Source organism: Variovorax paradoxus, from assembly GCF_029919115.1.
In the GTDB taxonomy this organism is placed as follows: Bacteria; Pseudomonadota; Gammaproteobacteria; order Burkholderiales; family Burkholderiaceae_C; genus Variovorax; species Variovorax paradoxus_O.
The window spans coordinates 1,664,843-1,691,024 of the sequence record NZ_CP123990.1; the positions used below are offsets into that span (position 1 = coordinate 1,664,843).

Genomic DNA, 26,182 nt, shown 5'->3' on the forward strand with positions numbered 1-26,182 from the left:
AAGCCATGGCTTTGGCATGGCTTGCGATGTCGCCAGGCAGGCCGGTTCGGGAGCGCGAAGTGCTCGAAGCCGCAACGCACTGCTTCAACTTGACTTCGCAAGAGGCAAAAAGCAGCTGCTAGTCCGGCGGGACGGCCGGTGCGCCGGCCGGTCCAACAGAGGCTGGGCTCAGAAAATGTCCGGATTGCAAACTGTTAGCAGTTGCCAAATAATCCCGCAAGCCCAAGCCACCATGGACGAAAAGCCCTCCGCCATCTTGCGCATCGACACCGATGCGCTGTCGGCACGTGACAAGTTTGCGTTCTGGGCTGAAGAAATGGGCACCAAGCGCGGCTTCACAAGCTATGACAGTCCGGAGCGCGCGACATTCCGCCAGGAACTGTCGATCGTTGATGCAAACGGCGTAACGTTCATGCGGGCCAAGGGAAGCCCGCTGGACGTCTACCGAGGCATGCCCAGCCGCATACAGGAAGCCGCCGACTACCCTTTCCATCTGCTGCTCAAGCTGAACAACGGGTTTACCACCAGCGAGCAGCGGGGCCGCAGCGCCACCATCGGTGTCAACGACATGTTGATCATCGACTCCAATGAAGCCATGCGGCTGTGCTCGCACCACGGTACCGACGCGTGGATCATCGGGTTGTCGCAATCGCTGGTCACGCGCTGGTTGCCCGATGCGAAAAACGCCGCGGCTGTGGCGCTCAAGGGCGACAAGGGGTGGACGAGTGTCCTGGCGGGCTACCTGCGCGCCATGAGCCTGGAACATCTGAATGCGGCTGCAAGCCCGTTCGAGCGCGAACTGGTCGGTGAACATGTGCTGTCGATGCTGTCGATGGCGCTCTCTCAGAACAAGCTGGCGCACGACGCCGAAGAGGTGTCCGCGCGCGACCGCGCACTGCATGCCCGAATGCGGATGTGGATCCGCGATCACTATGCGGACCCGGAGATCAGCGCGGCAAAGCTCGCGGCCGATTTCAATGTCTCGGTGCGCTATGTGCACAAGGCCTTCGCCAGTGCCGGACACGGCATGACATTCCTGGGTGCGGTGCAGCACGAGCGCATGGAGGCCGCCATGCGGATGCTGCGTACCTCCGGCATCTCGAATACGCAGGTTTCGCAAATCGCCTACAGCTGCGGCTTCACAGATCCCGCCTACTTCGGGCTGGTGTTTCGCAAGCACAGAGGCTGCTCACCCGGCGCATTTGCAAAGATGCATGGCTTGTTGGGCCCGAGCCTGGATTTGCCGGCAGCAGCCGCCGCACCGCCGGGCCTGGTGCTTCTTCGGTAACACGCGCGGCCGCATTGCGGCAGGCGTCTTTCGCCAAGGGGCGGACGTGACACATTGTCACGCTCCTGGGACATCGCCCGCCCTCGGCGCGCGGCCAATGCGCCGTGCCACCGGGTAAGCACACGGACGGAACGGCCCTTGCTATGACAAGCAGGTCCATGACTTCGCCCCGCAGCCCAAACCCGCCCATGACCTCCGCCGACTTTGCCGTTGCTCCGCGGCACGACCTGAGTCTTCGCAAGGTGAGCGTGAGTGCTCCCGGGCGGCTGCACCTCGGTTTTCTCGATCCCTCCGGCTCACTGGGGCGCTCGTTCGGGAGCCTCGGCGTGGTCATCGACGGCTTTACCACTGAAGTGGAGCTCACGGCATCCGAGTCGGACAACCTCACGGGCGACACGCCGGCCGCCGAGGCAGAGCTTGAACGGGCCGCAGCCCACCTCGAACGGCTCAGGCAGCGCAGCGGATGCCATGCGCCGCTGTCATTGCGGCTGCGCCGGGTGCTCCCGGCGCACGCGGGTTTTGGCTCGGGCACACAGTTGGCGTCGGCCATCGGGCGCGCCTTTGCCGAGTGGCACGGGCTCGATTTGGACACCGCCACGCTGGCGCAATGGCTCGGCCGCGGACTGCGCTCGGGCATCGGAATCGCGGGTTTCGATGTGGGCGGCCTGCTGCTCGATGGCGGTCCCGGCCCCGGTGGTTTGCCCGCACCGCTCCTGTCGCGCATTGCTTTTCCGCCGGCGTGGCGCATCGTGGTCGTGCAAGACCCGGCGCATCGCGGCCTTTCGGGCGGCGAAGAGAAAAAAGCCATTGCAGCCCTGCCACCGTTGCCGCAAGCGGCCGCCGCAGAGATCTGCCACCAAGTCTTGATGCGCGTTCTGCCTGGCGCTGCAGCTACGGAGTTTGCGCCGTTCGCTGCGGGCATCAACCGCATGCAGCAGTTGCTGGGCGAGCACTTTGCGCCGGCGCAGGGCGGCATCTTCACCAGTGCAGCGGTCGCGCGGCTGATGCAATGGTTTGCGGATGCGAGCCGCGCCGGCGGCGCTGCCATTGGCCAAAGCTCATGGGGGCCCACCGGCTTTGCCATTGTGCCGACGGAAGCACAGGCTCAACTGCTCGTGGATGCCGCGCGGGCCTCTGAACGCGCCGGGCCGCAACTGGAGCTGCACATTGTCTCGGGCCGCAACAGCGGCGCGGTGGTGCAAGACCGCATCGCGCAGCCACGCGCGTGTTGAATCCGCCCAATCTCTTCTCTCACACACACCAACACCACGCAGGCTCACATGGAACGTCCCCGCATCCTTCACATGTTCACCCCCGGTCCGCAGATGAGTCCTTTCGACATCAACATGGCGGCGGACGCGGGTTATCAGATCATCGTGCCTTACTGCGACGTGGCGCTCGACCGCATCACGGGGCTGACGCAAGACACCATTTTTTCGCGCGGACCCAAGGGCGTTGCCCGCACAGGCATCTTCATTGGCGGGCGCGACGCCCAGTTGGCCGCCGACATGCTCGAGCGTGCAAGAACCTCGATGGTCAAGCCCTTCATCGTCTCGCTCATGGCCGACCCCAGCGGCGCCTATACCACGGCCGCGGCCATGGTGGCGTGTGTAGAAGCTGCGTTGAAGCGCCACCATGCCCAAGGGCTCGAAGGCCAGCGCGTGGTGATCCTCGGCGGTACGGGCCCGGTCGGGCGCGTGGCCGGCGTCATTGCAGCGCAGGCCGGTGCCGACGTGTACCTGTCCAGCCGCAATGGCATCGATGCCGCGCAAGAAGCGGCGGACGAAACCGGCAATCGCTTCGGTGTGAAGCTGCATGGCCTTTCAGGCGGCGACCCCGATGCCGTGCGCCGCTCCATTGCCGATGCCGACGTGCTGCTGGCCTGCGCCGCCGCCGGCGTGCAGGTGGTGTCGAGCGATGCGCTTGCTGCGGCAACGCGGCTCAAGGTTGCTGCCGACGTGAATGCGGTGCCTCCTGAAGGCATTGCCGGTGTCGGCGTGATGGACGACGCCAAGCCGCTCGCGGGCACGCAAGCGGTGGGCATCGGCGCGCTGGCCGTGGGCAACGTCAAGTACCAGACGCAGCATCGCCTGCTGGTGCAGATGTGCGAGGCCGAGAAAGCGCAGGTGCTGAGCTTTGCCGAGGCCTTTGCGGTCGCGCGCGCGTTCCTGGTCGAGCAGGCCGCGAAGGTGTCTTGACAGCCACGCCCGTCCGCGAGATGCAGACCATTGCCGTCGCAGCCATCTCGGCGCGCGCCATGGCCGAGGCAGCGGCGAACGACGGCTTCAACGTCGTCGCGCTCGACCTGTTCGGCGACGTCGATACACGCCGTGCCGCATCGCGGTGGGAGCCAATCGGCACGCCCGGCAGCTTGCACATCGACACGGCAAGCACGTTGGCCGCATTGCGCCGGCTGGCCGAAGAAGGCGAGGGCGGCCAACCGGTGGCGGGCTGGATCGCAGGCAGCGGCTTCGAAGGCGAGCCTGGCTTGCTCGAACAGGGCGCGGCCGTGCTGCCCCTGATCGGCACCGCACCCAGCGCCGTGCGCCGCCTGCGGGACCCGGCCAGCTTCTTCGGATTTCTTCGAACGCGCGTAATGCCCTACCCGCAGGTGCTGCTGGAACCTCCAGAGGACCCCGCCGGATGGCTGATGAAAGACGCCCATGGCTGCGGCGGCTGGCATGTTCGCCATGCGCCGTGGTCGGTGGAAGAGCCGCTGTCTTCGCATGACTACTTCCAGCGCGAGATGCCGGGCCAGCCGATGTCCGCCACCTTCATTGCCAACGGAAGTGATGTTCATGTGCTCGGCTTCAATGAAATGACCGTGCGGCCCTTCGGCGCGCGGCCTTTCGTATTCTGCGGCGCAATCGGGCCCGTGCGCGTGCCAGAGAACATTGCGACGCGTGTGATCGAGATCGCACGCGCATTGACCGCGGAGTTCGAACTGCGCGGCCTGTGCAGCCTCGACTTCATGCGCGATGGCGAGGCCATTGGCGTGCTCGAAGTCAATCCCAGGCCGCCAGCGAGCATGAGCCTTTACCGCCGGCCGCCAGGTGTGCCGGGCCTCATGCAAGCTCACCTGCGCGCCTGCCTGCATGGCGAGTTGCCCGCGATGCCTCCGCACCGCCAAGACATCGAGGGCATCGAAATCGTCTTCGCGCCGCGACCCATGCAACTCGACGAGGCCGCGGCGCGGGAGCTCGTCGAGTGGCCGGGCATCCGCGACATTCCGGGCGCCGGCCAGCGTTTCGATATCGACGACCCCCTGTGCACCTTGACCGCGAGCGGAGCCACCGCGGACGAGGTGCGTTCCCGTCTCGGCGAAAGCCGCGAGCGGCTGCTGCACTTAATGGAGACATTGGCATGAGCAACACACCACCGCCGGCCGCCGCCGAGGGCCTGAGCGTCAACCGGATGGCGCGGCCGCTGGTCGAACGCCTGCTGCACGATGCCGATGCGCTCGGATTGCAAGTGCGCCGCGACGAAAGCGGCGTACACATCGTCGATGCCGGCATTGCGGCGCCGGGCACGGTTGAAGCCGGCTTGCGCATCGGCGAAATCTGCATGGGCGGCCTCGGCCATGTCGGCCTGCGCAGCGGCAGCCACGCCGAGGGCTGGCCCACATGGCTCGATGTGCGCAGCTCGCAGCCCGTGCTGGCTTGCCTCGGCAGCCAGTACGCCGGCTGGAGCCTGTCGGCAACCAAGGAAGAAACCGGCGGCAAGAAGTTCTTTTCGCTCGGCTCCGGCCCGGCGCGCGCGCTCGCGGTAAAAGAAAAACTGTTTGCCGAACTGAATTACCGCGACCACGCAGACTGCGGCGTGCTGGTGCTCGAGGTCGACCGCCCGCCGCCGAGAATCGTCATCGACAAGCTGCTGCGCGATTGCAACCTGGCCGCAGACGCGCTCACGCTGATCCTCACGCCCACCACCAGCCTTGCAGGCACCACGCAGGTGGTGGCACGCGTGCTCGAGGTGGCGCTGCACAAGTCGCACGAGCTGGGTTTTACGCTTGCCAACATTGTCGATGGGGCAGGCACCGCACCGCTGCCTTCGCCCAGTGCCGATGGCGTCGAGGCGATGGGGCGCACCAACGATTCCATTCTCTACGGCGGCCGCGTGCACCTCACCGTGCGCGGCGACGACCAGGCTGCACGCGAGTTGGCCCGCGCATTGCCTTCTCGCAACTCGCACGACCACGGCCGCTCGTTCGCACACATCTTCAAGGAGGTCGAGTACGACTTCTACAAGATTGACGGCGCGTTGTTCGCACCCGCCGAAGTCTGGGTGAGCAACATCGACAGCGGCAACACATGGCACGGCGGCGCACCCGATATGGCGCTGCTGCAGCGTCTGTGGCTGCAGGAAGCATGAGGGTGGCCCGATGACCACGCGCATTGCCATCATGACTGACGAGATCGGCTGGCACACCCGCCAGCTGCAAGCCGCATTGCGCGCACGCGGCGCAGTGGGCCGCTGCGTCGACCTTGCCGACTGCAACATCGATACGTCCGCTGCCTGGCACGGCCTTGTCATTCCTGGCTATGGCCGCGAGCTGCCCGATGCGGTGCTGGTGCGCGGCATTGCCGGCGGAAGCTTCGAGCAGGTGACCAAGCGCCTGGGCGTGCTGCATGCGCTTCGCGAGCTTGGTGTGCCGGTCTACAACGATGCGCGCGCCATCGAGCGTTCGGTCGACAAGTCGATGACCAGTCTGCTGCTGCATGCCGCGCGCATTCCCGCACCTGCTACATGGGCCACCGAGTCGGCTGCGCAGGCCAGGCGCATTGCGATGCGCGAAACGGCCGCAGGGCGCGCGCTGGTAATCAAGCCCCTGTTCGGCTCGCAAGGCAAAGACCTGCAACTTGTCGGTGAGGTAGACGGCGTGCACCACCCCATGCCCGACACCGACGCCCGCTATGCAGGCCTTGCGTATCTGCAGCGCTTTGTGCCACCGTTGGACTCGCCCGGTTTCGACTGGCGCGTTCTGGTGGTGGGCGGGCGTGCCATTACCGCGATGCGGCGCGTCAGCACGCACTGGGTTCACAACGTGGCCCAAGGCGCGCGCTGCGAGCCGGCCGACCTGGAACCCACGCTCGCGCAAATGGCAGAAGGTGCGGCCCATGCGCTCGACATGGACTACGCGGGGGTAGACCTCATTGCAGCCGCCAGCGGGCCGAAGATCCAGGTGCTGGAGGTGAACGGCGTGGCAGCGTGGCAGGGGCTGCAGCGGGTCACGGGCTTCAACATCGCCCGCGCCATTGTCGACGACCTGCTCGATCGCAAGATGGCGCAGACCCGCAGCCGCGTGCAAGAAAGCCTGCCCCCGGAGCGCCGGGCCTGACGATGAACGCCCGGCAGGCGGCCATCGAACGGGCGCGTGCCTGCTTCCTGCGCGCCTGCTGGCTCGATGTTGCAGTGCGCAAACCCGGCAACGTCAGCCGCGACTCGCCCGGCCACCGCATGCAGGCCTCGATGTTCATCGACAGCGCAAAGGCATCGGCAGGCCCGCTGTTCGCGCCCGGGCTGCGCGCAGGCGAACGCATCGAAGCCGCTGTAGAGGCCACTTGGGCGGTGGCGGGGTGCAACACGGCTGCGCGCAGGCGAACGCATCGAAGCCGCTGTAGAGGCCACTTGGGCGGTGGCGGGGTGCAACACCAACCTCGGCATTCTGTTGTTGTGCGCACCCATTGCGCTGGCCGTGGAGCAGAACCCCGCCGCAGCAACGCCGGCTGCATTGCGGGCGGCCGTGGAGTCCGTGCTGGCCACCCTTGACCTCGACGATGCCCGCGCGGCCTACCGGGCCATTGCGCGCGCCCACCCGGGCGGCCTTGGAAGCGCGCGGCAAGAAGACGTGCACGACGCCCCCTCCGTCGACCTGCGCGCAGCCGGGCGGCCTTGGAAGCGCGCGGCAAGAAGACGTGCACGACGCCCCCTCCGTCGACCTGCGCGCAGCCATGGCGCTTGCGGCCGACCGCGACCTCATCGCGCGCCAATACCGGGACGGCTTCGCGGACCTTTTCGCGCTGGCGTTCCAGGTGCCGGTGTACCAGGCGGGCTTGGGCAACGCGCCGGCCGACGTCGAAGCGCCTCCCGATGCAGCCACTGTGGCTTCCGTCCAACGGCTTTACCTGGCTTGCCTGGGCGCGTTTCCCGATTCACACATTGTTCGAAAACACGGCTGGCGCGTGGCACAGACTGTCATGACGGCGGCGCAGGCCTGGCGCGAGCGCGCCGGAGACGGCGTGGTGCTCGATGCGGACCCGGAATTCGCCGCGTGGGACGTTTCGCTCAAGGCTGCAGGCGTCAACCCGGGAACCAGCGCCGATTTCACCGTGGCGGCGCTGCTGCTGTCGGGTTGGATCCGCTCGTGCGCGGCGCCTGCCCGCGGACCCGCGGGTGGATGGCACGGATCGTGATAACCATGGCATTGCGCTGGTCGTTCTGACCGGTGTCGTAATGACCCTAACCACCTTGGACCTCTAAGAGGAGACCCGAAACCATGGCAAAAATAGATCGACTGATGGTGGGCGAATCGCTCGTCGGCGACGGCAACGAAGTAGCCCATATCGACCTGATCATCGGGCCGCGCGGAAGCGCCGCCGAGACCGCCTTCGCCAACGCGTTGACGAACAACAAGGACGGCTTCACCTCGCTGCTCGCAGTGGTGGCGCCCAACCTGCTGACCAAGCCGGCCACGGTGATGTTCAACAAAGTGACCATCAAAGGCGCCAAACAGGCGGTGCAGATGTTCGGTCCGGCACAGCGCGCCGTGGCACTGGCGGTGGCCGACAGCGTCGAGGACGGCACCATTCCCATGGCCGAGGCCGACAACCTCTTCATCTGCGTGGGCGTGTTCATCCACTGGCTTGCCGACGACGACAAGAAGATCCAGGACTACAACTATCAGGCTACGCGCGAAGCCATCCAAAGGGCTGTAGCAGGCTCGCCGACAGCGGCTGAAGTGGTCGACAAGAAGGGCACCACGGCACACCCGTTCGCCGCGCACCTTTGAATAGCTGAATGGAAGAAGCCGACGCGTGAACCGGGTCGGCTTCTTTCTTGTTGTTCAGCGTTTGGCGGGCACCATGCCGCTTGCGAGAAACTTCAGCACGGTTGCGCCATGAGTCGGCTTGAAGGCCCGGTGCGTTGCCGCGTGGCGCTCGATCTGCACACCCACTGCCTGCACATCGTCGAACTTGCGCGGCTTCACCACCTTGACGCGTACCCAGCTGGCGTTGAACTCGTCGATCAGGATGTCGGCGATGGCCTCTGCAAAGGCCTCCAGCAGCTGCAGGCGGTGTTCCGCCATCAGGCGCAGCAGCCGCTCGCGCACCACGCCATAGTCGATGGTGTCGCCAATGCGGTCGGTGTCGCAGGCGCGTGCGCGGGGCAGACCGGCATGCACGTCGATGACCAGCGGCTGCGCGTGGTGCAGTTCCGATTCGTGGATGCCGATGACCGTGTTGCCGTGAAAGCCCTCGATGAAGATCAGGTCCATGGGCGTTGCACCCGCGGACGCACTGGCAGCATGAGGAACATTCGAAGCAAAGTGGCCGACGGAAGGGCTCTGGCTGGTGTTCAAGCGATGTCTCCAGTGGATTCGAATGTGTTTGAAAGTGTGACTGCAGGCAGGCCGATGCCCCCATGCAGGATTCATCAACGCAAAATGCAGGCCAGAGAGCGGATCCACTCCGGCGAGCCTTTCACTGCTTGGTGTTTCACCGGGTGTGCAGCAAGTCGGCAAGTACAACAATGGACCGGCCAAGGAGACACGATGGAACGCGCTGGAGACATTCAATGACATTGACGCTGCGACAAGGCGACAGGCATGCCGACCGGGTGCTCGACGTAGTGAGGCGGGGCTTTCACGAAGAGGGCAACGACCTGGTCACCCGCTCCTGGAGCCGTTGCCTCAACCAATACCAGCTCGATCCGGGCCGGCCGCGCGAACCGGTGGTCATTGCGTCTTCGGCCCTGCAGAGCCGGCGCAACCAGCATGCCGACGTCATCGAATGCGCGCGCTACGAGATGACCACGCTCTACCAGCAGTTGGCAGATGCGGAATCCGCCGTGGTGCTGACCGATACCGACGGCGTCATCGTGCACATGGTGTCCTCGCCCGAGTTTGCCGCCGAAGCCGAGCCCATGGGCCTGCGTGCGGGCGGCATGTGGGGCGAGGCCGAAGCCGGTACCAACGGCATGGGCACCTGCCTCGCGGCCGCGCACCCCATCTCCGTGCGGCGCGAAGAACATTTCTTCAGCCACTTCACGCAGCTCACGTGTTCGGCAGTGCCGGTGTTCGATCCGTCCGGCGAAATCATCGCTGTGCTCGACGTGACCAGCCGCTCCAGCCTCATGCAGCAGCACGTGCTGGTGCTGCTTGGCATGACCGCACGCATGATCGAGAACCGGCTGATCGACAAGCGCTTTTCGAATGCGCATCCGCTGCACTTCCACAGCCGGCCGGAGTTCGTCTACACGCTGCATGAAGGCAAGCTCGCCGTCGGCGATGACGGGCGCATTCTTGCGGCCAACCGCAGCGCCTTGTTCCAGCTTGGCGTGCAGACGATGGACGAGATTCGCACGCAGCGCATCGACGACCTGTTCCAGACCTCGCTCGAAGATATCGTGCAGCGCAGTCTTTCTTCTTCGTTCCATCCGGTGGTCGCGTACCGGGCCAACGCGGCGCTGCGTTTCTTTGCGGTGGCGCGTCGGCCTGCATCCGATGCGGCAACGCCGGCGCGCGCACGCGCGGGCGGTGCGGTAGCCGCCCCCATGGCCATCGAAGCGGGTGCCGAGGCCTTTCGTGCGCCTTTGCGAACCGCTGCAGCACGCGCCCCTGGCATTCGCACCTTCAAGGATGCGCGGCTAGTTGCGCACCTGGACACTGCGCGGCGCGTGGTTGCGCGCCGAACCCCCGTGCTGCTGTGCGGCGAAACGGGCTCGGGCAAAGAGGTTTTCGCGCGCGCCATCCACGAGACCAGTCCGCATGCCGAAGGTGCGTTCGTCGCAGTCAACTGCGCGAGCCTGCCGGAGACGCTGATCGAATCGGAGCTCTTCGGCTACAAGGCCGGCGCCTTCACCGGCGCACAGCGCAGCGGCCGGCGCGGCAAGATCTTGCAGGCCGATGGCGGCACGCTGTTTCTCGACGAAATTGCCGATATGCCTCTGGAGCTGCAGGCCCGCCTGCTGCGCGTGCTCGACGAGCGGCAGGTCACGCCGCTGGGCACCGAAGACACGCATCCGGTCGACTTTCAGCTCGTGAGCGCAAGCCACCAGCACTTGCCAAGCCTGGTGCGGGAAGGCCGCTTCCGCGAAGACCTGTACTACCGGCTTGCCGGCATCGAGCTCGACCTGCCTGCGCTGCGCGACCGTACCGACAAGCGCGAGCTGATCCACGACGTGCTGAAGGACGAGGGCGGTAGCGACTGCAGGCTTGGCGAAGATGCCGAGCGCGTGCTGATGGCCTATCCGTGGCCCGGCAACCTGCGCCAGCTGCGGCACGTGCTGCGCAGCGCAGCCGCACTGGCTGATGGAAAAACCATCACGCGCGAGCACCTGCCTTCGCTGGCTGCAAGGCCGGTGCCTTCGCCCGCGTCGGCCTACGCATTGCCTGCGGCCGCCGAGCCGGCTGAAGCGCAAGGCGAAGCAGCGGCTTCCGATGCGCCCCCGGCCGTCAAACTCAATCCGATCCAGGCCAACGAGCGGCAGGTGCTGCTGCAGATGCTCGAGCAGCATCGCTGGAACGTGAGCAACGTCGCCAAGGCGCTCGATGTCAGCCGCAACACCTTGTACCGGAAACTCCACAAGCTTCACATCGAAATCTCTCCACCCGATTGAGCCCGCAGGCTCACCAGACACGATGAACGGAGGGGCACAGGGTACGGGCAAGATCGATCCACGCGGCACAGGCCTGGCAGCGGCTGACGAAGAGCCGCCGTTGCCCGCCTCGCCGCCGCGCTCGCGGCTGGCCTGGTGCATTACCGGTTCGGGCCACTTTCTCGAGGAATCGCTGGCGCTTGCAGGGCGGCTGCCCTCGGTAGACCTGTTTCTTTCCGCCGCGGCAGAAGAAGTGCTGCCCATCTACAAGCTGCACATCGAGGCGCTGAAGTCGCGCTTCAGGGTGTTCCGCGACAAGACGGCCAGCGGCGTGCCCGTGGGCATGCTTTACGACGACATCTATCACACCGTGGTGGTAGCGCCTGCCACCAGCAACACCGTGGCCAAGTGCGCATTCGGCATCAGCGACTCGCTGCCGACCAACATGTTTGCCCAGGCCGGCAAGCTCGGCATTCCTGGCATCGTGTTTGCATGTGACACGGAACCGGTGGTGGTGACCAAATCGCCGCACGACTGGGTCACGCTGCGGCCCCGCCGTATCGAACTGGACAACGTGGAGCGGCTGCGCGGCATCGATTTTTGCCAGGTGGTCTCGTCGCCCGCCGAACTCGAAGCCGTGCTCGATGCACGCATGAAGGAACTCTCTCTCGCATGGAACACATCGTCTTCCTGACCGGGCGCCTCGCCCAAGCCAGCCTCTCGCGGGTGCTGGCCGGCATGGAGGCGGCACCGTTCACATGGGAAGTGCGGGAGATCGGGTTGCAGGTGGCGGCGCTGATGACGGCCGACATGATCCGCCGCCGCGTTGCGGCACCTGTGATTACCGAGGCTGAAGGCGAGGGCACCGTCGCACGCCGCGCCGACCGCATCATGGTGCCGGGCCGCTGCCGCGGCGACGTCGAGGCTCTGAGCCAGCACTTCGGCGTTCCGGTGGAGCGCGGGCCGCAAGAGCTGAAGGATTTGCCGCGCCACTTCAACCGCAGCGCGCGCGCCGTGGATCTCAACGAGTACGAGGTCGCCATCTTTGCGGAGATCGTCGATGCACCGCGGCTTACTGTGGCACAGATCATCGAACGCGCCCGGCTGCTTGCGGCCGACGGTGCCAACGTGATCGACCTGGGCTGCCTGCCCGAGACGCGCTTCGACCACCTGGCCGAAAGCGTGCAGGCGCTGAAGGCCGCGGGCTTTCAGGTGAGCGTCGATTCGAGCGACCCGAAAGAGCTGCTGCTCGGCGGCAAGGCGGGTGCCGACTACCTGCTGAGCCTGACGCTCGACAGCCTGTGGATTGCCGACGAAGTGGCCGCAACCCCGGTGCTGATACCGCGCGTTCCGGCCGACGAAGAATCGCTGTACGAAGCGGTGGCGCACATGCAGCAGCGTGGCCGCGCATTCCTCGCCGATTCGATTCTCGACCCCATACCCTTCGGCCTGACCGCCTCCATCGTTCGCTACCACCGGCTGCGCGAGCGCTTTCCGGATGCGCCGATCATGCTCGGCGTAGGCAACGTCACCGAACTCACCGAAGCCGACACCAGCGGCATCAACGCGGTGCTGTTCGGCATTGCCGCCGAGCTGAACGTGGCGGCCGTGCTGACCACCCAGGTGAGCCAGCATGCGCGCCGCGCGGTGAGCGAGGCCGACTGGGCCCGCCGGATCATGCACGCCGCGGCTCGCAACGCCACGCTGCCCAAGGGGATGAGCGATGCATTGATGACGGTGCATGCCAAGCATCCGTTCCCCGATACGCCCGAAGAAATCGGCGAGATCGCCTCGCAGGTGCGCGACCCCAATTTTCGGGTGCAGATATCGCCGCTGGGCCTGCACGTGTACAACCGCGACGGCTTGCGGCTGGGGCAGGGCGCCTTCGAACTGTGGCCGCAGCTCAAGCTGCAGGACGACGCCGACCATGCCTTCTACATGGGTGTGGAGCTTGCCCGCGCCGAGATCGCCTGGCAGCTCGGCAAGCGCTATGTGCAAGACCAGCCGCTCGACTGGGGCTGCGCCGCGCCGCGGCCCACCGAAGACCTTGCGCGCTGGTGCGCGCCGGGTACCACCATGAAGACATCGAAGAACAACGCGCAAGAGGCCGGTGCCGTGAGCGCCGCCGCGCCGTCACCCACATGAACGACCAGATCTTCGAAGCCGTGGTCACCACCGTCGCACCCGGCGGCAAACCGCATGTGGCGCCAATGGGCATACGCTACCGCGAAGACGGCATCCTGCTGATGCCGTTCAAGCCCTCCACCACGCACGACAACATCGTGGCCACCGGCCATGCGGTGCTCAACATCGTGTGCGACACGCGCGTGTTCGCAGGCTGTGTCACTGGCCGCAAGGTTTGGCCCACGCTGCCGGCCGAGCGCGTCGACGGCGTGCGGCTGGCTGCGGCGCTGCGGCACGTAGAACTTGAACTGGCCGAGCAGCGTGACGACGTGCAACGGCCGGTGCTGCGCATGGTGCCGGTGCACGAGGCCACCCATGCGCCTTTCGTTGGCTTCAACCGCGCGCAGGCCGCGGTGATCGAAGGTGCCGTGCTGGTCAGCCGCTTGCACATGCTGCCCCCCGAGAAAGTGGAAACCGAAATGACCTACCTGCAGATTGCCATCGACAAGACCGCCGGCCCCGAAGAGCACGAGGCCTGGGAGTGGCTGCGCGCCGCTGTCGCGCAGCACCGCAACGGCACGCCGGAGCGCGCATCGTGACCCGCATGCTGGTGAGCGTGCGCAGCGTGGATGAAGCCTTGACTGCCGCGCGGGGCGGGGCGGACTTCATCGACCTGAAAGAGCCGAACGACGGCGCGCTGGGCGGCTTGCCCGTCGCAACCATCGGCGCCGTCGTGCATGCGCTGCGGGCGCACGGCATCGGCCTGCCGGTGAGCGCAACGATCGGCGACCTGCCCATGCATGCGCTGGACGGCATCCTCGCGCAAGTCGATGCGGTCGGTGCTTGCGGTGTCGACTACGTGAAGGTCGGCATCGAGCGCGGCCCCGCGGCCTTTGCGGTGCTCGATGCGCTCGCTGCCTGCGAGTGGGCGGTGGTGCCGGTCTTCATTGCCGATCAAGGCCTTGACACTGCACTGGTCGCGCATGCCTGCAGCTTGGGTTTTCCCGCGCTCATGGCCGATACGGCCGACAAGCTGGCTGGCAGCCTGTTCGATGCGGTGCCGACGGCAGACCTGCGCGCCTTTGTTGCCCAGGTGCGCGCCGCGGGCCGGCTGGTCGGCCTGGCGGGCGCGCTGCGCATGGCGCATGTTCCCTTGCTGCAGTCGCTGGCGCCCGATTTCGCCGGCTTTCGAAGTGCTGTTTGCGTTGCCGACCGCAAGACGGCGCTGTGCCCGGAGCGGCTTGCCGCGCTGGCTGCGTCGCTGCACGCAGAGGCTGCGGAGGCTGCAACGGCCTGAGTGCCTGGCCTGGGCTGCCATGCCCGCAGGTTCAGCGCGGGACGAAGGTGGCTTCGCCCAACAGCAGCGCCCGCATGGTCTCCAACTGGTTCTTGTGAAGCAGCGTGATCGGAAACGCGGCGTCTCCAGAGCGGCCGGCAAACTGCTGGTCGACCACTCCCGCCTCGCCCAGCTCGTCCAGCGTCATCTGCGGATCGATGGCGCAAGACTTGACCAGCACGAGTTGCTCGGCATTCAGGTGCTTTGCCAGGTCGAGTGCAATCGTGTCTGAAGTGGCCTCCCAGCCCGTGCGCGAATCGGGCTTGTCGCGCCGAAGTTCCAGCGGCAGCCACAGCGCTGTTTTTCCGCGCCGAAGCAGCTCGGGGATTTCGGTCTTGCGTGTTGCGAGCTGCAGCGCCGGGTTCAGTGCATGCAGCTGATACGCCGTTTGCGCCATGGCCAGCACCGCCATGTTGTGCGCGGCCAGGTCGTTGAACTGCCAGTGCGCCTGCACGCGCCGCACTTCGTCGGCAAAGGTGCCGCCGCCGCAGACCACGGTCACCCGTCCGCCGCCGATCTGCGTGAGCAGATCGAGCCACTGCGGCAGCACCGGGTCAGAGCAAAGGCTGCCGCCGATCTTGACGACCCACATCAGTCGTGCTCCCTTTCGAACAGTGCCGCCACCGCCACGCTGGGTGCGCACACCTGAGCCCATGCGCCGGTGCCCGCGGCGGCATGGCGCGCCACGCTGGCGACGTCGCCGCCATAAGAGGCAAGGCGGTGCGGCGCGGACGCGGCTGTTGCCGCCGCCGCTGCAAGGTCCGGCACCAGGAACGCGCCGCAGCCTGCGCTCACGATCACGGCCTCGCGCTTGAGCGCATGCGCGGCCAGTACGCGGCGCAGCTGCGAACCGATGGCCTCGACCTGCGCCCCGCGCCAGGCACGCGCAAGCTCCAGCCATTCGTCGGCGGAGGCATCGCGCTCGTCCAGGCCCACCATGCGCGCAAGCCGCTGGCGCGTGGCGGGCAGGGTCTTGGCGGCGTTGTCGGCGCTCGGGTACAGGTCGTGCGCGGGGTCGAGTTCGCCGCACAGCCGGTAGACGTCGGCCGTGGTGGCGAAGAATTCGTTCATCACGTGGCTTGCCCGGCCGCGCCATTCGATGCGCTGCGTGAGCGCACACACGGGCGTGCGCACCACGCCGTGGTAGGCAAGCTCTCCGCTCACCAGGCGCTCGGCATCGGTGCGGCTGGTGGCCAGCACGCGTTCGTTGCCGAAGGCGATCAGGTCGGTGGTGGTGCTGCCGATGTCGACCAGCACGCCTTGCGGAAACACCAGCGCGGCATGCCGCGCGGTGGCGAGCCAGTTGGCCGAGGCAATGTGCTCCCAATGCCGCGTGACTTGCGCGGGTGTGCACCAGCCGGCGTCTCCGGCAAAGAAATGCAAGGCACCCGGCCCTGAAGGAAGCGTTGCCGCCAGCGCAGCCGCAATGCCCCGCACGCCGGCTTCGCGGTCGGGGAACAGGTCGACCATTTCGCCCGTCATGGTCACGGCATGGCGTGCCTCGCCGAAAGCCGGCCAGCGCGCGCGGGCGGCCTGCAGCGCACGCGCCAGGTGGTCCAGGCCTTGCCAGAGCGGGCAACCCCATTGCGCCACGTCGACCACCTCGCCGCCTTGCAGCAGGCACGCCTTGACGTGCGCACCGCCTATGTCCCACCCGACGGTGATTCGTTCAGGCGACGGCACGTGCAGGTTCCCGTTGCTGGGCTTCGCCGCGGAAGCGGTCTGCCAGCAGTTCGGCCGCAAGGTTGCGGCCCAGTGCGGCCGAGAGCCCGACATAGGCGCAAGTGACGCGCGGGTTCACCTCGATGACCACTGCCCCGTGCCGCGGGTGCCACACCAGGTCGATACCCGTGAACCCGCTGAGGCCGGGGACGGCACGCGCCACCTGCATGGCCAGTGCGGCCAGCGGCTGCCAGCGCGGGTCATCGCGGCCAAGCGCATCGACGCTCACACCGTCGAACGACAGGCTTCCGTGTGCATCGATCGAAATGCACTGGCGGTTGATGCTCAGCATTTCGGCATTTTGCTCCGTGCAAAGCAGCGAGAGGCTCAGGGCTTCGCCCTCTATCCAGGGCTCCAGCGTCAAGGTTGCGCCGGCATGCGTGCGCCGAGCCCGGTCTTCGAGCGCATCCGCATGGCGGGTGTGCACATGGGTGGCCACGCCGCCGGCGCCGTCATCGGGTTTGACCACCCAGCGTTCTATTTCGGGCGCGTTCACAAACGCCAGGGGCGTTGGCACGCCGTGGGCCGCCAAGTGCGCGAGCGTGGCCTTCTTGCCCGCTGTCAGTTCGATGGCGCCGGCGCTGCAGCCCAGCCAGCGTGCATTGCCAACCGTGCGTTGGAACCTGGCCAACAGCCCGTCCGTCTCGGGCGCGACCAGCCACACCACGTCGTGCAGCACGCTCTGGCGCGCGACAAAGTCGAAGGCCGATTCATTGGCGAGCGGCCGCAGCGGCATGGCTCCGGCGGGCAGGGTGTTCCCCGGTTCGCAGACTGCCGCCGAGACCGAACAATCGGCCACGCGCATCAAGTCGGCCACCATGGCGTCGCGCATCGAGAGGCCGAGCGGCAGCAATTCATCGGCGGCCGCGTCGTCGCCGTAGTCGCTCCAGCCGCCACCGCTGAGATACTCGTAGACAAATACGCGTGTCGTCATTTCATCATCCACTTTCCGGGTACGTTCCCCATCACTTGCCAATGACTTCCCAACTGAACCTGATCCCCGTCGTCGACTTGCTGAAGGGCCAGGTGGTAAGGGCGGTGCGAGGCGATCGCAAGTCTTACCGGCCGATCGTCTCGGCGCTGTGCGCAAGCAGCGATCCGGTGACGGTGGCGCGCATCCTTTGCGACCACTGCGCGGCGCGGCAGCTCTACGTGGCCGACCTCGACGCGCTGCAAGGCGGCGCGGTGCAGGTCGCGGTGCTCGCCGACATGCTGGAGGCGTTGCCCCATATCGAACTCTGGCTTGACGCGGGTCTGGCGGATGCCGCGGCTGGCGAGGCACTGCAGAAGCAGCTCGGGGCCTTTGCCTCGCGCATCGTGCTGGTGTTCGGAAGCGAATCGCTGCGTTCGCGCGAAGCCCTTGAGCGCTGTTTCGAAAACGCCGACGGCGATGCTGAAGGGGACGCGCCTGGCGCAGCCTTGTCGCTGGACCGCCGCGACGGCCAGCGGCTCGACCATGCCGGCTGTTGGGACGCGGTCGACCTGTGGCCGCGTCGGCTCATCGTGATGACGCTCGAGCGTGTCGGCTCCGGCGCCGGGCCCGACCTGGAAACCCTGCAAGAGGTGCGGCGGCTGGCCCCCGGCGCCATGGTCATAGGCGCCGGCGGAATCCGCAGCCCCGAAGACCTGGCGCTTGCCAGTGCTGCCGGCGCCGACGCCTGGCTGGTCGCCAGCGCGCTGCACGACCTGCAGTTGCCGCGCGTGCACCGCTGATCCGGCGGATCCGGCGCAACGGGGGTGGGTGAGGCATGCCATCAACCCGCCGCACACACGAACCGTGCCATATGGGCAGGGGCTTGCATGTACTGCCGATGGCCTCTGCCGGCACGCATTGACCGCCAAAAGCGCAACACTGTGTCTCAAACCCGTGTGTCATGAGGGCGCGCTGGCGGGCGGCCAGCCAAGGCACCGCTGGGCGCGCCCGCCGCGGGGGCTGAATGGCACATGGCTTGCGTAGTTGCCAGCCCATGAGCGAACTCGACCCCGCCGCCGCGCAGCCCGGCCACCCTCCGTGGACCTGCCCGTTCTGCCCCCTGTTGTGCGATACCTTCGGCGTCGACCTCGGCCCGCCCGGCACGTCGCTGAAGCTCGTCGGCAGCGATTGCCCACGGGCGAACGCCGCGCTGGCTGCGTTCGACGGCGCGCCCGTCGCTTTGCAGCCACAGGTCGATGGGCGCGACTGCGACCTCGATGCCGCCATTGCCGCGGCGGCCTCGCTGCTCGCGGCCAGCCATCAGCCTCTGTTCGGCGGCCTTGGAACCGACGTGGCAGGCGCCCGCGCGCTGTATGCATTGGCCTGCGAAACCGGCGCCATCTGCGACCCGGCGCAGGGGCAGGCCATGATGCATGGGCTGCGCGCACTGCAAGACCGTGGCGGGTTTACCACCACGCTGGCTGAAATAAAAACGCGGGCCGAGCTGATCGTCTGCATGACGGGCGACCCCACGGCGCGGTATCCCGAATTCTTTCGCCGATGCGGCGTAGGCGAGCGTGATGACGTTCAAACCGAAATGCTGCCCATGTCGGGCGACATGTTCGATACCGTGGGCCTGCTCGCGGCTTTGGTGGCGGGCCGCGTTCCGGCAGGCGACGAGCGCGTGCCGGCCGAGTTGATGGCCTTGGCGGCGCGGTTGCAGGCGGCGCGCTATTCGGTGCTGGTGTACGAGCCTGGCCGCCTGCCGGGGCAGGGCGCATTGATCGTCGAGGCCATCCAGCGCATCGTCGCCACGCTCAACCGGAGCACGCGCGCGGCGTCGCTCTCGTTGGGCGGCGGTGACGGCGCTGCCACCGTCAACCAGGTGTTCGCCTGGCTTTCCGGCTTGCCGCTGCGCTCGCGCGCCGGGCCGTTGGGCCTGGAACATGAGCCGCTGTGCTTCGATGCCGGTCGCCTGTTGGCCGACGACGCCGTCGACATGCTGCTGTGGGTCTCGAGCTACGGCCCCGAGCCCGCTCCGCCCCAGGCCGGCATGCCGCGCATCATGCTCGGGCATCCGGGCATGCGGCCGCAGGGTGGGGAGGCGAGTGCGCGAAGGCAGGTGTTCATCCCCGTATCGACACCCGGCATCGGTTGCAGCGGCCATCTGTTTCGCACCGACGGCTCGGTGCTGCTGCCGTTGCGTCCGTTGTACGAAGACGGATTGCCCGGTGTGGACGATGTCGTCAAACGCCTGACGCAGGCGGTAAAGGCGCTGAAGCGGGAGCGGGCGCAATGACGACGCTGTGCCTGCGCGGCGGCCGCATCATCGACCCCACCAACGGCCGCGACGAAGTTCGCGACCTGTACGTGCGCGACGGCCGCATGGTGGAGCTTGCGCCGCACGAGGCCGCCACCGAAGAGATCGACATCGGCGGCTGCATCGTCATGGCCGGCGGCATCGACATGCACACCCACATCGGCGGCGGCAAGGTCAACCTTGCGCGCATGCTGCTGCCCGAAGACCATCGCGCCAACGCCAACCCCCTGGCGCTGCCGGACAACCTGCTGGAGCTTGCATCGTGCGGCGGCTGCGCGCCCGGCACGCTGGCCACCGGCTACCGCTATGTGGAGATGGGCTACACGGCGGCCTTCGAGCCGGCCATGATGGCTTGCAACGCACGCCACACACACATGGAAATGGGCGACACGCCCATCCTCGACCATGGCGCATACGTCATGCTCGGCAACGACGAGCTCTTCTTGCGCATGCTGGCCGAGGGATGGGACTTCGAGCGCATTCGCGACTACGCCGGTTGGACCATCAACGCCAGCAAGGCCATGGGCGTGAAGGTGGTGAACCCGGGCGGCATCTCGGCCTTCAAGTTCAACCAGCGCAAGCTCGATGTCGACGAGAACCATGTGCACTGGCAGGTCACGCCCAGGCAGGTGGTGCACACGCTGGCTCGCGCGCTGCGCGAGCTTGGCGTCCCGCATCCGCTGCACATCCACGGCAGCAACCTGGGGGTGGCGGGCAACATCCAGTCCACGCTCGACACCATCGCCGCGCTCGACGGCTTGCCCGGCCACCTGACGCACATCCAGTTCCACGCCTACGGCACCGAGGGGCCGAAGAAATTTTCTTCCGCCGCGCTGCAGCTTTCGGAGGTGGTGAACGCCAACAAGAACGTGAGCATCGACGTCGGCCAGATCATGTTCGGGCAGACCGTCACGGCCTCGGGCGACACCATGCGCCAGCATGCCCAATCGGGCCTGGCCGATCCGCGCAAGTGGATCGGCGCCGACATCGAATGCGAAGCCGGCTGCGGCGTGGTGCCGTTCCGCTACCGCGAGCAGAGCTATGTGAACGCGCTGCAGTGGGTCATCGGGCTCGAAATTTTCTTGCTGGTCGACGATCCATGGCGCGTGGTGCTCACCACCGACCACCCCAACGGTGGCCCGTTCACCAGCTACCCGCACCTGATCCGCCTGCTGATGGACCGCAGCTTTCGCGAGGAGCAGCTGGCCAAGCTGCACCCCGAGGTGGCGGCACAGGCCGCGCTGCGTTCGATCACGCGCGAGCTTTCGCTCTACGAGATTGCCATCATGACCCGCGCAGGGCCCGCCCGCCTGCTCGGCCTTCGGGACCGCGGACACCTGGGTGCGGGCGCCGCGGCCGACATCGCGGTGTACCGCGAGAATGAAAACCGCGAGGCCATGTTCGCCACGCCCGAATACGTGTTCAAGGACGGCGTGCTTGTTTCGCGCGCCGGGCGTGTCACCGCGGTGCCCACTGGCGGCACGCACTTTGTGGCGCCGGAGTACGACCGCGGCATCGAGCAGCGGCTGCGCCGGCATCTGGCGGCGCACGGCTCGGTCAACTTCGACCACATTGCCATTGGCCACGACGAGCTTTGCCGCTGCTGCAACGGCGGGCGCCTGCTGCCGGCCGAGTGTTTCCAGGAGGCGTCGTCATGACAAAGGCGTGCGCCGCATGACCGACTCATCATCTGTCCAGCGCAACGGCGTCGTCATCGACGCGACCTTTGCCGAAGCCTTTCCGATGAAGGCCACCCGCATCGTCATCACGGCGCACACGCCCGAGTGGGCGCGCCATGCGGCGGTATCGGCCACAGGCTTTGCAACCTCGGTGATCGCTTGCGGCTGCGAGGCGGGCATCGAGCGCGAGCTGGGCCCGCACGAAACACCCGACGGGCGGCCGGGCGTGAACGTGCTGATCTTCTCGATGTCGGGCAAGGAGCTGGGCAAGCAGCTGGAGCGCCGTGTCGGCCAGTGCGTGCTGACCTGCCCGACCACGGCGGTGTTTGCCGGCCTGCCGCGCACGGCCGGCGGAGACGTGGCGGCGCTGGGCAAGAACCTGCGCTTCTTCGGCGACGGCTGGCAGATTTCGAAGGTGATCGACGGTGTGCGCTATTGGCGCGTGCCGGTGATGGACGGCGAATTCGTTGCCCAGGAAGACACGCCCGTGGTCAAGGCCGTGGGTGGCGGCAACCTGCTGCTGCTCGCGCGCGACACCGACGGCGCACTGGCGGCTGCCGAGGCGGCAGTGGCTGCGATGAAGCGGCTGCCGAACGTGGTCATGCCTTTTCCGGGCGGCGTGGTGCGCTCGGGCTCGAAGGTGGGGAGCCGCTACGCGAACCTGAACGCGTCGACCAACGATGCGTTTTGCCCCAGCCTCGTCGGACTGGTGCCTCACAGCGAACTGGCAAGCAAGGGTGGCGCGCATGCAGGGATCGGCTGCGTGATGGAGATCGTGATCGACGGCCTGACCGAAGGCGATGTGGCAGCAGCCATGCGCGTGGGCATGCAAGCCGCCATCGGCATTGGCCCGGCCGGTGGCCTGCTGCGCATTTCGGCGGGCAACTACGGCGGCAAGCTGGGCCCGTTTCACTTTCATCTGCACAAGCTGCTCGGCGTGGGAGATGGGCCATGAGTGGATGGAACCTCAGGCTGCGGCAAGTGCCCGCAATGCGCGTGGACTTGCGCGGCATCACGCCGTCGGCGCTGGCGGAGCTCTCGGCCGCCCAGGTCGAGCAGCTGCCCGTGGGCCATGGCAACGAGTTGATCGCGCTGGCCGAACTGTTCGACATTGCGCCGGGCAACGAAGAGGGCGTGCTTCGCCTCGAAGGCAACCTCGAGCGCTTCGATCGCATCGGCTGGCAGATGGACGCCGGCCGCATCCGCATCGAAGGCCATGCCGGCCACTATGCGGGCGGCTGCATGCGCGGCGGCGAACTGCGCATCGAAGGCCGCGCCGGCCTGCTGGCCGCCTGCGAAATGGCCGGCGGCACCATCGACGTGAAGGGCGACGTGGGCGACTTTGCCGCAAGCACCTTGCCCGGCAGCATGGACGGCATGCGTGGCGGCACCTTCGTCGTTCATGGCAACGCGGGCGAGCGCTTCGGCGACCGCATGCGCCGCGGCACTGCGCTGGTTCATGGCGGGGCGGGCGCCTTCCTGGGGTCGCGCATGGTGGCCGGCACGATTGCCGTGGGCGGCAATGTCGGCGCGCATGCGGGCTATGGCATGCGCCGCGGCAGCATCGTTTTTGCGGAGGCGCGGGCGGCCTTGCCCGAAGGCACCCGGCCGGCGCCGACCTTCGTGCCGAACCGTGCCGCGACGCCGGTGTTCTGGGCACTGCTGGCCCGCGATCTTGCGCGGCACGGCGGGCTCTTCAGCGACTTGCCGATGCGCCGCATCGAGCGCCACCTGGGCGACCTTTCCGCCGACGGGAAGGGTGAACTCGTCGTGTGCCTGTGACCCGCTTGCTCAAGTTTCTTCGAAAACCCTTCTCCTGAATCCTCCATTCATATGACGCATCCTTATATTTTTCACGCCGGCGAAGCCACCGTTCTTGCGAGGGAGGGGCAGTTCACCGATGCCATGCCCGAGATCCTGATCGGCGCCACCGACGGACCGGTGGGCCATGCCTTTGCGGGCATGATGGCCCAGAGCAAGGGCCACACCGCGATGTTCGCGATTCGGGCCTGCAACCAGCTCGTGCGGCCCGCGACCATCATGGTCCCCAAGGTCACGCTGAAGGATTCGGCCAACATCGACCTGTTTGGCGGGGTGGTGCAAAGCGCAACGGCCGACGCGGTGGTCGACTGCCTGATCGATGGCATCATTCCCAGGGACAGTGCCAATACGCTGTGCATCATCAGCCTGGTGTGGATCGATCCGCGCTGCGCCAAGGATGAGAACCTCGACAAGAAAGACATGTACCGCACCAACTACGAAGCCACCAAGCTCGCCATTCGGCGCGCGCTGAGCAACGAGCCGTCGGTGGACGAGCTGATTGCCAACCGCCACCGCATCAAGCACGACATGGACGACTGGAGCTGACCTTGCCTGCCTTCGCGCTTCTCGACGACTGCGGCTCCACCGCCGGGCGGCCCACCAGCCGGCTGCACACCGGGTTCGTCCGCGAACACCGGTGCACAGAGGCAGCCCGGCTCGATGAAGTGTGGGCGCAGGTCGATGCCGACTTGCGCGAAGGCCTGCACGCGGTGCTGCTGGCCGACTACGAATGGGGCGCCAAGCTGCTGCACGCGGGGCAGGCGCGGCTTGCTCCGGACGACGCCTCGGCATTGCGTGTGCTGATGTTCCGTGAATGCGCCAGGCTCTCGGCCGACGAGGCAGGCGCCTGGCTGGCAAGGCTCGAACAGCGCGAGGCCGGCGGGTTGCAAGCACCCGGCCAGCCGCAGCCCGCCGGCGTGATGGACCTGCACCCCAGCATCGACGAAGCGGCGTTCACGGCGGCCATCGCGCGCATTCACGAGGCCATCGCCGCGGGCGAGACCTACCAGGTCAACTTTACCTACCGGCTGCATGGCCGGAGCTACGGCTCGCCCGTGGCCTTGTACCGGCGCCTGCGCGAGCGGCAGCCTGTGGCCTATGGCGCGCTGATCGCCTTGCCTGAGGGCACCGGCGAGGCCGGCGAGAGCGATGCGACCCACGTGCTCTCCTGTTCGCCCGAACTCTTTTTGCGCCATGACTCGGGCGTGCTTACCGCGCGCCCCATGAAAGGCACCGCCGCGCGTGCCGATGCGCCCGAGGGCGACAGCGAAATGGCGCGCCTGCTTTCGGTCGACACCAAGAACCGCGCCGAGAACGTGATGATCGTCGACCTGCTGCGCAACGACATCGGCCGTGTGGCCGAGGTCGGCTCGGTCAAGGTGCCCACGCTCTTTGCCGTCGAACCCTACGCCACGGTGTTCCAGATGACATCGACCGTGCAGGCAAAGCTGCGCGCGAACGTCGGCATGCCCGAGCTGCTGCGCGCGGTGTTTCCCTGTGGCTCCATCACCGGCGCGCCCAAGCACCGCACCATGGAATGGATTGCAGAGCTCGAGAGCACGCCCCGCGGCCTTTACTGCGGGGCCATCGGCTGGATCGATGCGCCGGGGCAGGGCGCGTCGATCGGCGACTTCTGCCTCTCGGTGGCCATTCGCACGCTCACGCTGGGAGACGACGCCGAAGGCCTGCGGACGCTGCGCCTGGGCGTCGGGGCGGGCATCGTGCAAGACAGCGTCGCGGCCGACGAGTTCGAAGAGTGCTTGCTCAAGGCGCGCTTTCTCACTGCGCTCGACCCCGGCTTCGAGCTTTTCGAAACCATGCTGGTTGCACCGGGCGACGGCATCCGCTACCTCGACCGGCACCTGGGCCGGCTGGCGGGCAGCGCACGTGCGCTGGGCTTCAGGTTCAGCCGCGATGCCGCAATGGAAGCACTGCAAAGTGCACTGCCCGCGCTTTCGCCCAACCAGCCGTCGCGGCTGCGCCTGGCGCTCGCGCACGACGGGCGCGTCGGCATCACGCACTCGCCATTGCCGCCTCTGCCTCCCGGCGCGGTAAAGCTCATCGTGGCCGACCAGCGCCTGCCCAATGCCAACCCGCTGGGCGCGTTCAAGACCACCGTGCGCCAACACTACGATGCCGGCGTGCGCGCCGCCGAACGCGCCGGCGCCTTCGACAGCCTGTTCTTCACCGAAGACGGCCGGCTTGTCGAAGGCGGGCGCAGCACGCTCTTCGCGCGCATCGACGGGCGCTGGTGGACGCCGCCCGTTGCGGACGGTGCGCTGCCCGGCGTGATGCGTGGCGTGCTCATCGAAGACTCCATCTGGGAGGCCGCGGAACGCAGCCTGTATCTGCCAGACCTGCAGGCAGCGCAAAAGCTCGTGGTGTGCAACGCTTTGCGCGGCGTGCTGCCTGCGCAGCTGCTCACGCAAGCGCAGCTCCAGCCGCAGGAGGCTTCGGCCGCCTGACGCATCAGCGGTTGGCGGCCGGTTTGCATGCAATGAAACTGGCGCTCTTCGACCTCGACCACACGCTCATTCCGTTCGACAGCGGCATGGCGTGGACGCAGTTCCTGGTGGCGCGCGGCGTGCTGCCGGCGGATGCCGTAACGGTCTACCTCGGCTATTGCCAGCAGTATGTCGATGGCACGCTCGACATCCGCGAGCTGCACCGCGTGAGCGTTGCGCCGCTGGCAAGCTTCGGCATGGCGAGGCTGCGAAAGTGGGCGGCCGAATTCGAAGCCGAGATAGAACCTCGGGTTCCAGGCCAGATGCGTGCGCTGGTGCGAAAGCATCAAGACGCCGGCCACCTCTGCGCCATCGTCACCGCCACGACCCGCTTCATCGCCGAACCCTTCGGACGCGTATTCGGCGTTGCCGACGTGCTGGCCACGCGCTCACTCGTGATCGACGACACGCTCGACGGCGGCATAGACGGCGATCCGTGCTTCGGCGTTCACAAGCTGGCGCATGTGAATGAATGGCTGGCGCTGCGCGGCACGCGGCTCGATGCGCTGGAGCAGTCGTGGTTCTATTCCGATTCGGCGAGCGATCTGCCGTTGCTGGAGGCGGTGTCGAGTCCGGTGGTTGTAGCACCGGATGAGCGCTTGCGTGCAAGGGCCGTGCTGAGCGGCTGGCCGGTTGTCGAGCGCAGCTGACGAGCCGAG

25 protein-coding genes and 2 pseudogenes are annotated in these 26,182 nt (G+C 67.1%); 23 read left to right on the plus strand and 4 right to left on the minus strand.

Features of this window, described 5'->3' with window-relative positions; all coding sequences use genetic code 11:
• The first annotated feature begins 232 nt into the window (after positions 1 to 232).
• The 10 genes and pseudogenes from QHG62_RS08195 (at position 233) to fae (QHG62_RS08230) (ending at position 8,297) form a co-directional block, all read left to right on the plus strand.
• Entirely contained in the window at positions 233 to 1,288 is a 1,056-nt protein-coding gene (locus QHG62_RS08195) for a helix-turn-helix transcriptional regulator (RefSeq protein WP_281150408.1), read from the plus strand.
• Positions 1,289 to 1,476: 188 nt separating this feature from the next.
• On the plus strand, positions 1,477 to 2,520 hold the full coding sequence (locus QHG62_RS08200) for a beta-ribofuranosylaminobenzene 5'-phosphate synthase family protein (RefSeq protein ID WP_281150409.1): 1,044 nt from the start codon (positions 1,477 to 1,479) through the stop codon (positions 2,518 to 2,520).
• A 48-nt stretch (positions 2,521 to 2,568) separates the two neighbouring features.
• Positions 2,569 to 3,486, plus strand: coding sequence for an NAD(P)-dependent methylenetetrahydromethanopterin dehydrogenase (locus QHG62_RS08205; RefSeq protein WP_281150410.1), 918 nt, complete (start codon positions 2,569 to 2,571; stop codon positions 3,484 to 3,486).
• A complete protein-coding gene (locus tag QHG62_RS08210) occupies positions 3,483 to 4,655 on the plus strand; it encodes an ATP-grasp domain-containing protein (protein WP_281150411.1) in 1,173 nt (390 codons plus the stop codon). The genes QHG62_RS08205 and QHG62_RS08210 overlap by 4 nt, the downstream gene beginning before the upstream one ends.
• Entirely contained in the window at positions 4,652 to 5,659 is a 1,008-nt protein-coding gene (gene mch, locus QHG62_RS08215) for a methenyltetrahydromethanopterin cyclohydrolase (RefSeq protein WP_281150412.1), read from the plus strand. The genes QHG62_RS08210 and mch overlap by 4 nt, the downstream gene beginning before the upstream one ends.
• Before the next feature lie 10 nt (positions 5,660 to 5,669).
• Positions 5,670 to 6,626, plus strand: coding sequence for an ATP-grasp domain-containing protein (locus tag QHG62_RS08220; protein ID WP_281150413.1), 957 nt, complete (start codon positions 5,670 to 5,672; stop codon positions 6,624 to 6,626).
• Positions 6,627 to 6,628: 2 nt separating this feature from the next.
• A pseudogene (locus QHG62_RS27700) lies at positions 6,629 to 6,754 on the plus strand (triphosphoribosyl-dephospho-CoA synthase); the annotation flags it as partial.
• 169 nt (positions 6,755 to 6,923) lie between these two features.
• Positions 6,924 to 7,034: pseudogene (locus tag QHG62_RS27705) on the plus strand (triphosphoribosyl-dephospho-CoA synthase); the annotation flags it as partial.
• A gap of 169 nt (positions 7,035 to 7,203) precedes the next feature.
• Positions 7,204 to 7,701: a triphosphoribosyl-dephospho-CoA synthase gene (locus QHG62_RS27710; protein WP_348638686.1), complete on the plus strand. Its 498-nt coding sequence runs from the start codon at positions 7,204 to 7,206 to the stop codon at positions 7,699 to 7,701.
• An 83-nt stretch (positions 7,702 to 7,784) separates the two neighbouring features.
• Positions 7,785 to 8,297: a formaldehyde-activating enzyme gene (gene fae / locus QHG62_RS08230; RefSeq protein WP_012748178.1), complete on the plus strand. Its 513-nt coding sequence runs from the start codon at positions 7,785 to 7,787 to the stop codon at positions 8,295 to 8,297.
• Between the two features lie 54 nt (positions 8,298 to 8,351).
• Here the strand turns inward: fae (QHG62_RS08230) and QHG62_RS08235 are convergent, their stop codons facing one another.
• Entirely contained in the window at positions 8,352 to 8,867 is a 516-nt protein-coding gene (locus tag QHG62_RS08235; protein ID WP_348638687.1) for a dihydroneopterin aldolase, read from the minus strand.
• 215 nt (positions 8,868 to 9,082) lie between these two features.
• Between QHG62_RS08235 and QHG62_RS08240 the strand changes: the two genes are divergently transcribed.
• From QHG62_RS08240 to QHG62_RS08260, 5 genes are read left to right on the plus strand one after another with little or no spacing between them, the layout of a single operon-like run.
• Positions 9,083 to 11,125, plus strand: a complete 2,043-nt coding sequence (locus QHG62_RS08240) for a sigma-54-dependent Fis family transcriptional regulator (RefSeq protein WP_281150414.1) — start codon at positions 9,083 to 9,085, stop codon at positions 11,123 to 11,125.
• Positions 11,126 to 11,147: 22 nt separating this feature from the next.
• Positions 11,148 to 11,798, plus strand: a complete 651-nt coding sequence (locus QHG62_RS08245; protein WP_281150415.1) for a flavoprotein — start codon at positions 11,148 to 11,150, stop codon at positions 11,796 to 11,798.
• Positions 11,777 to 13,249 (plus strand): DUF6513 domain-containing protein, encoded by a 1,473-nt coding sequence (locus QHG62_RS08250; RefSeq protein WP_281150416.1) that lies wholly within the window; start codon positions 11,777 to 11,779, stop codon positions 13,247 to 13,249. Before QHG62_RS08245 ends, QHG62_RS08250 begins: the two co-directional genes overlap by 22 nt.
• Positions 13,246 to 13,827 (plus strand): DUF447 domain-containing protein, encoded by a 582-nt coding sequence (locus tag QHG62_RS08255; RefSeq protein WP_281150417.1) that lies wholly within the window; start codon positions 13,246 to 13,248, stop codon positions 13,825 to 13,827. Before QHG62_RS08250 ends, QHG62_RS08255 begins: the two co-directional genes overlap by 4 nt.
• A 5-nt stretch (positions 13,828 to 13,832) precedes the next feature.
• Positions 13,833 to 14,525, plus strand: coding sequence for a (5-formylfuran-3-yl)methyl phosphate synthase (locus QHG62_RS08260; protein WP_281151538.1), 693 nt, complete (start codon positions 13,833 to 13,835; stop codon positions 14,523 to 14,525).
• 31 nt (positions 14,526 to 14,556) lie between these two features.
• On the opposite strand, the gene QHG62_RS08265 is transcribed toward QHG62_RS08260, so the two are convergent.
• The 3 genes from QHG62_RS08265 to QHG62_RS08275 are packed head-to-tail and all read right to left on the minus strand — an operon-like array spanning position 14,557 to position 17,220.
• The gene (locus QHG62_RS08265) at positions 14,557 to 15,156 is read right to left on the minus strand and encodes an aspartate kinase (protein WP_281150418.1); all 600 of its coding nucleotides are present in this window, start codon (positions 15,154 to 15,156) and stop codon (positions 14,557 to 14,559) included.
• Positions 15,156 to 16,247 carry a hydantoinase/oxoprolinase family protein gene (locus QHG62_RS08270; protein WP_281150419.1) on the minus strand — a complete coding sequence of 364 codons (1,092 nt, stop codon included), beginning with the start codon at positions 16,245 to 16,247 and terminating at the stop codon, positions 15,156 to 15,158. The genes QHG62_RS08265 and QHG62_RS08270 overlap by 1 nt, the downstream gene beginning before the upstream one ends.
• Positions 16,234 to 17,220, minus strand: coding sequence for an ATP-grasp domain-containing protein (locus tag QHG62_RS08275; protein WP_281150420.1), 987 nt, complete (start codon positions 17,218 to 17,220; stop codon positions 16,234 to 16,236). The genes QHG62_RS08270 and QHG62_RS08275 overlap by 14 nt, the downstream gene beginning before the upstream one ends.
• A 41-nt stretch (positions 17,221 to 17,261) precedes the next feature.
• Between QHG62_RS08275 and QHG62_RS08280 the strand changes: the two genes are divergently transcribed.
• The 8 genes from QHG62_RS08280 (at position 17,262) to QHG62_RS08315 (ending at position 26,173) form a co-directional block, all read left to right on the plus strand.
• Positions 17,262 to 17,999: a HisA/HisF-related TIM barrel protein gene (locus QHG62_RS08280; RefSeq protein WP_281150421.1), complete on the plus strand. Its 738-nt coding sequence runs from the start codon at positions 17,262 to 17,264 to the stop codon at positions 17,997 to 17,999.
• Between the two features lie 254 nt (positions 18,000 to 18,253).
• Positions 18,254 to 19,498, plus strand: coding sequence for a formylmethanofuran dehydrogenase (locus QHG62_RS08285; protein WP_281150422.1), 1,245 nt, complete (start codon positions 18,254 to 18,256; stop codon positions 19,496 to 19,498).
• Positions 19,495 to 21,177, plus strand: coding sequence for a formylmethanofuran dehydrogenase subunit A (locus QHG62_RS08290; RefSeq protein WP_281150423.1), 1,683 nt, complete (start codon positions 19,495 to 19,497; stop codon positions 21,175 to 21,177). Before QHG62_RS08285 ends, QHG62_RS08290 begins: the two co-directional genes overlap by 4 nt.
• A 16-nt stretch (positions 21,178 to 21,193) precedes the next feature.
• Positions 21,194 to 22,153, plus strand: a complete 960-nt coding sequence (fhcD, locus tag QHG62_RS08295; RefSeq protein WP_281150424.1) for a formylmethanofuran--tetrahydromethanopterin N-formyltransferase — start codon at positions 21,194 to 21,196, stop codon at positions 22,151 to 22,153.
• Complete coding sequence (locus tag QHG62_RS08300; protein WP_281150425.1) at positions 22,150 to 22,980, plus strand: formylmethanofuran dehydrogenase subunit C; 831 nt, start codon at positions 22,150 to 22,152, stop codon at positions 22,978 to 22,980. The genes fhcD and QHG62_RS08300 overlap by 4 nt, the downstream gene beginning before the upstream one ends.
• 51 nt (positions 22,981 to 23,031) lie before the next feature.
• On the plus strand, positions 23,032 to 23,565 hold the full coding sequence (gene fae, locus QHG62_RS08305; RefSeq protein WP_281150426.1) for a formaldehyde-activating enzyme: 534 nt from the start codon (positions 23,032 to 23,034) through the stop codon (positions 23,563 to 23,565).
• 2 nt (positions 23,566 to 23,567) lie between these two features.
• Positions 23,568 to 25,484, plus strand: a complete 1,917-nt coding sequence (gene pabB / locus QHG62_RS08310; RefSeq protein ID WP_281150427.1) for an aminodeoxychorismate synthase component I — start codon at positions 23,568 to 23,570, stop codon at positions 25,482 to 25,484.
• A gap of 32 nt (positions 25,485 to 25,516) precedes the next feature.
• Positions 25,517 to 26,173: an HAD family hydrolase gene (locus tag QHG62_RS08315; protein WP_281150428.1), complete on the plus strand. Its 657-nt coding sequence runs from the start codon at positions 25,517 to 25,519 to the stop codon at positions 26,171 to 26,173.
• Positions 26,174 to 26,182: the final 9 nt, after the last annotated feature.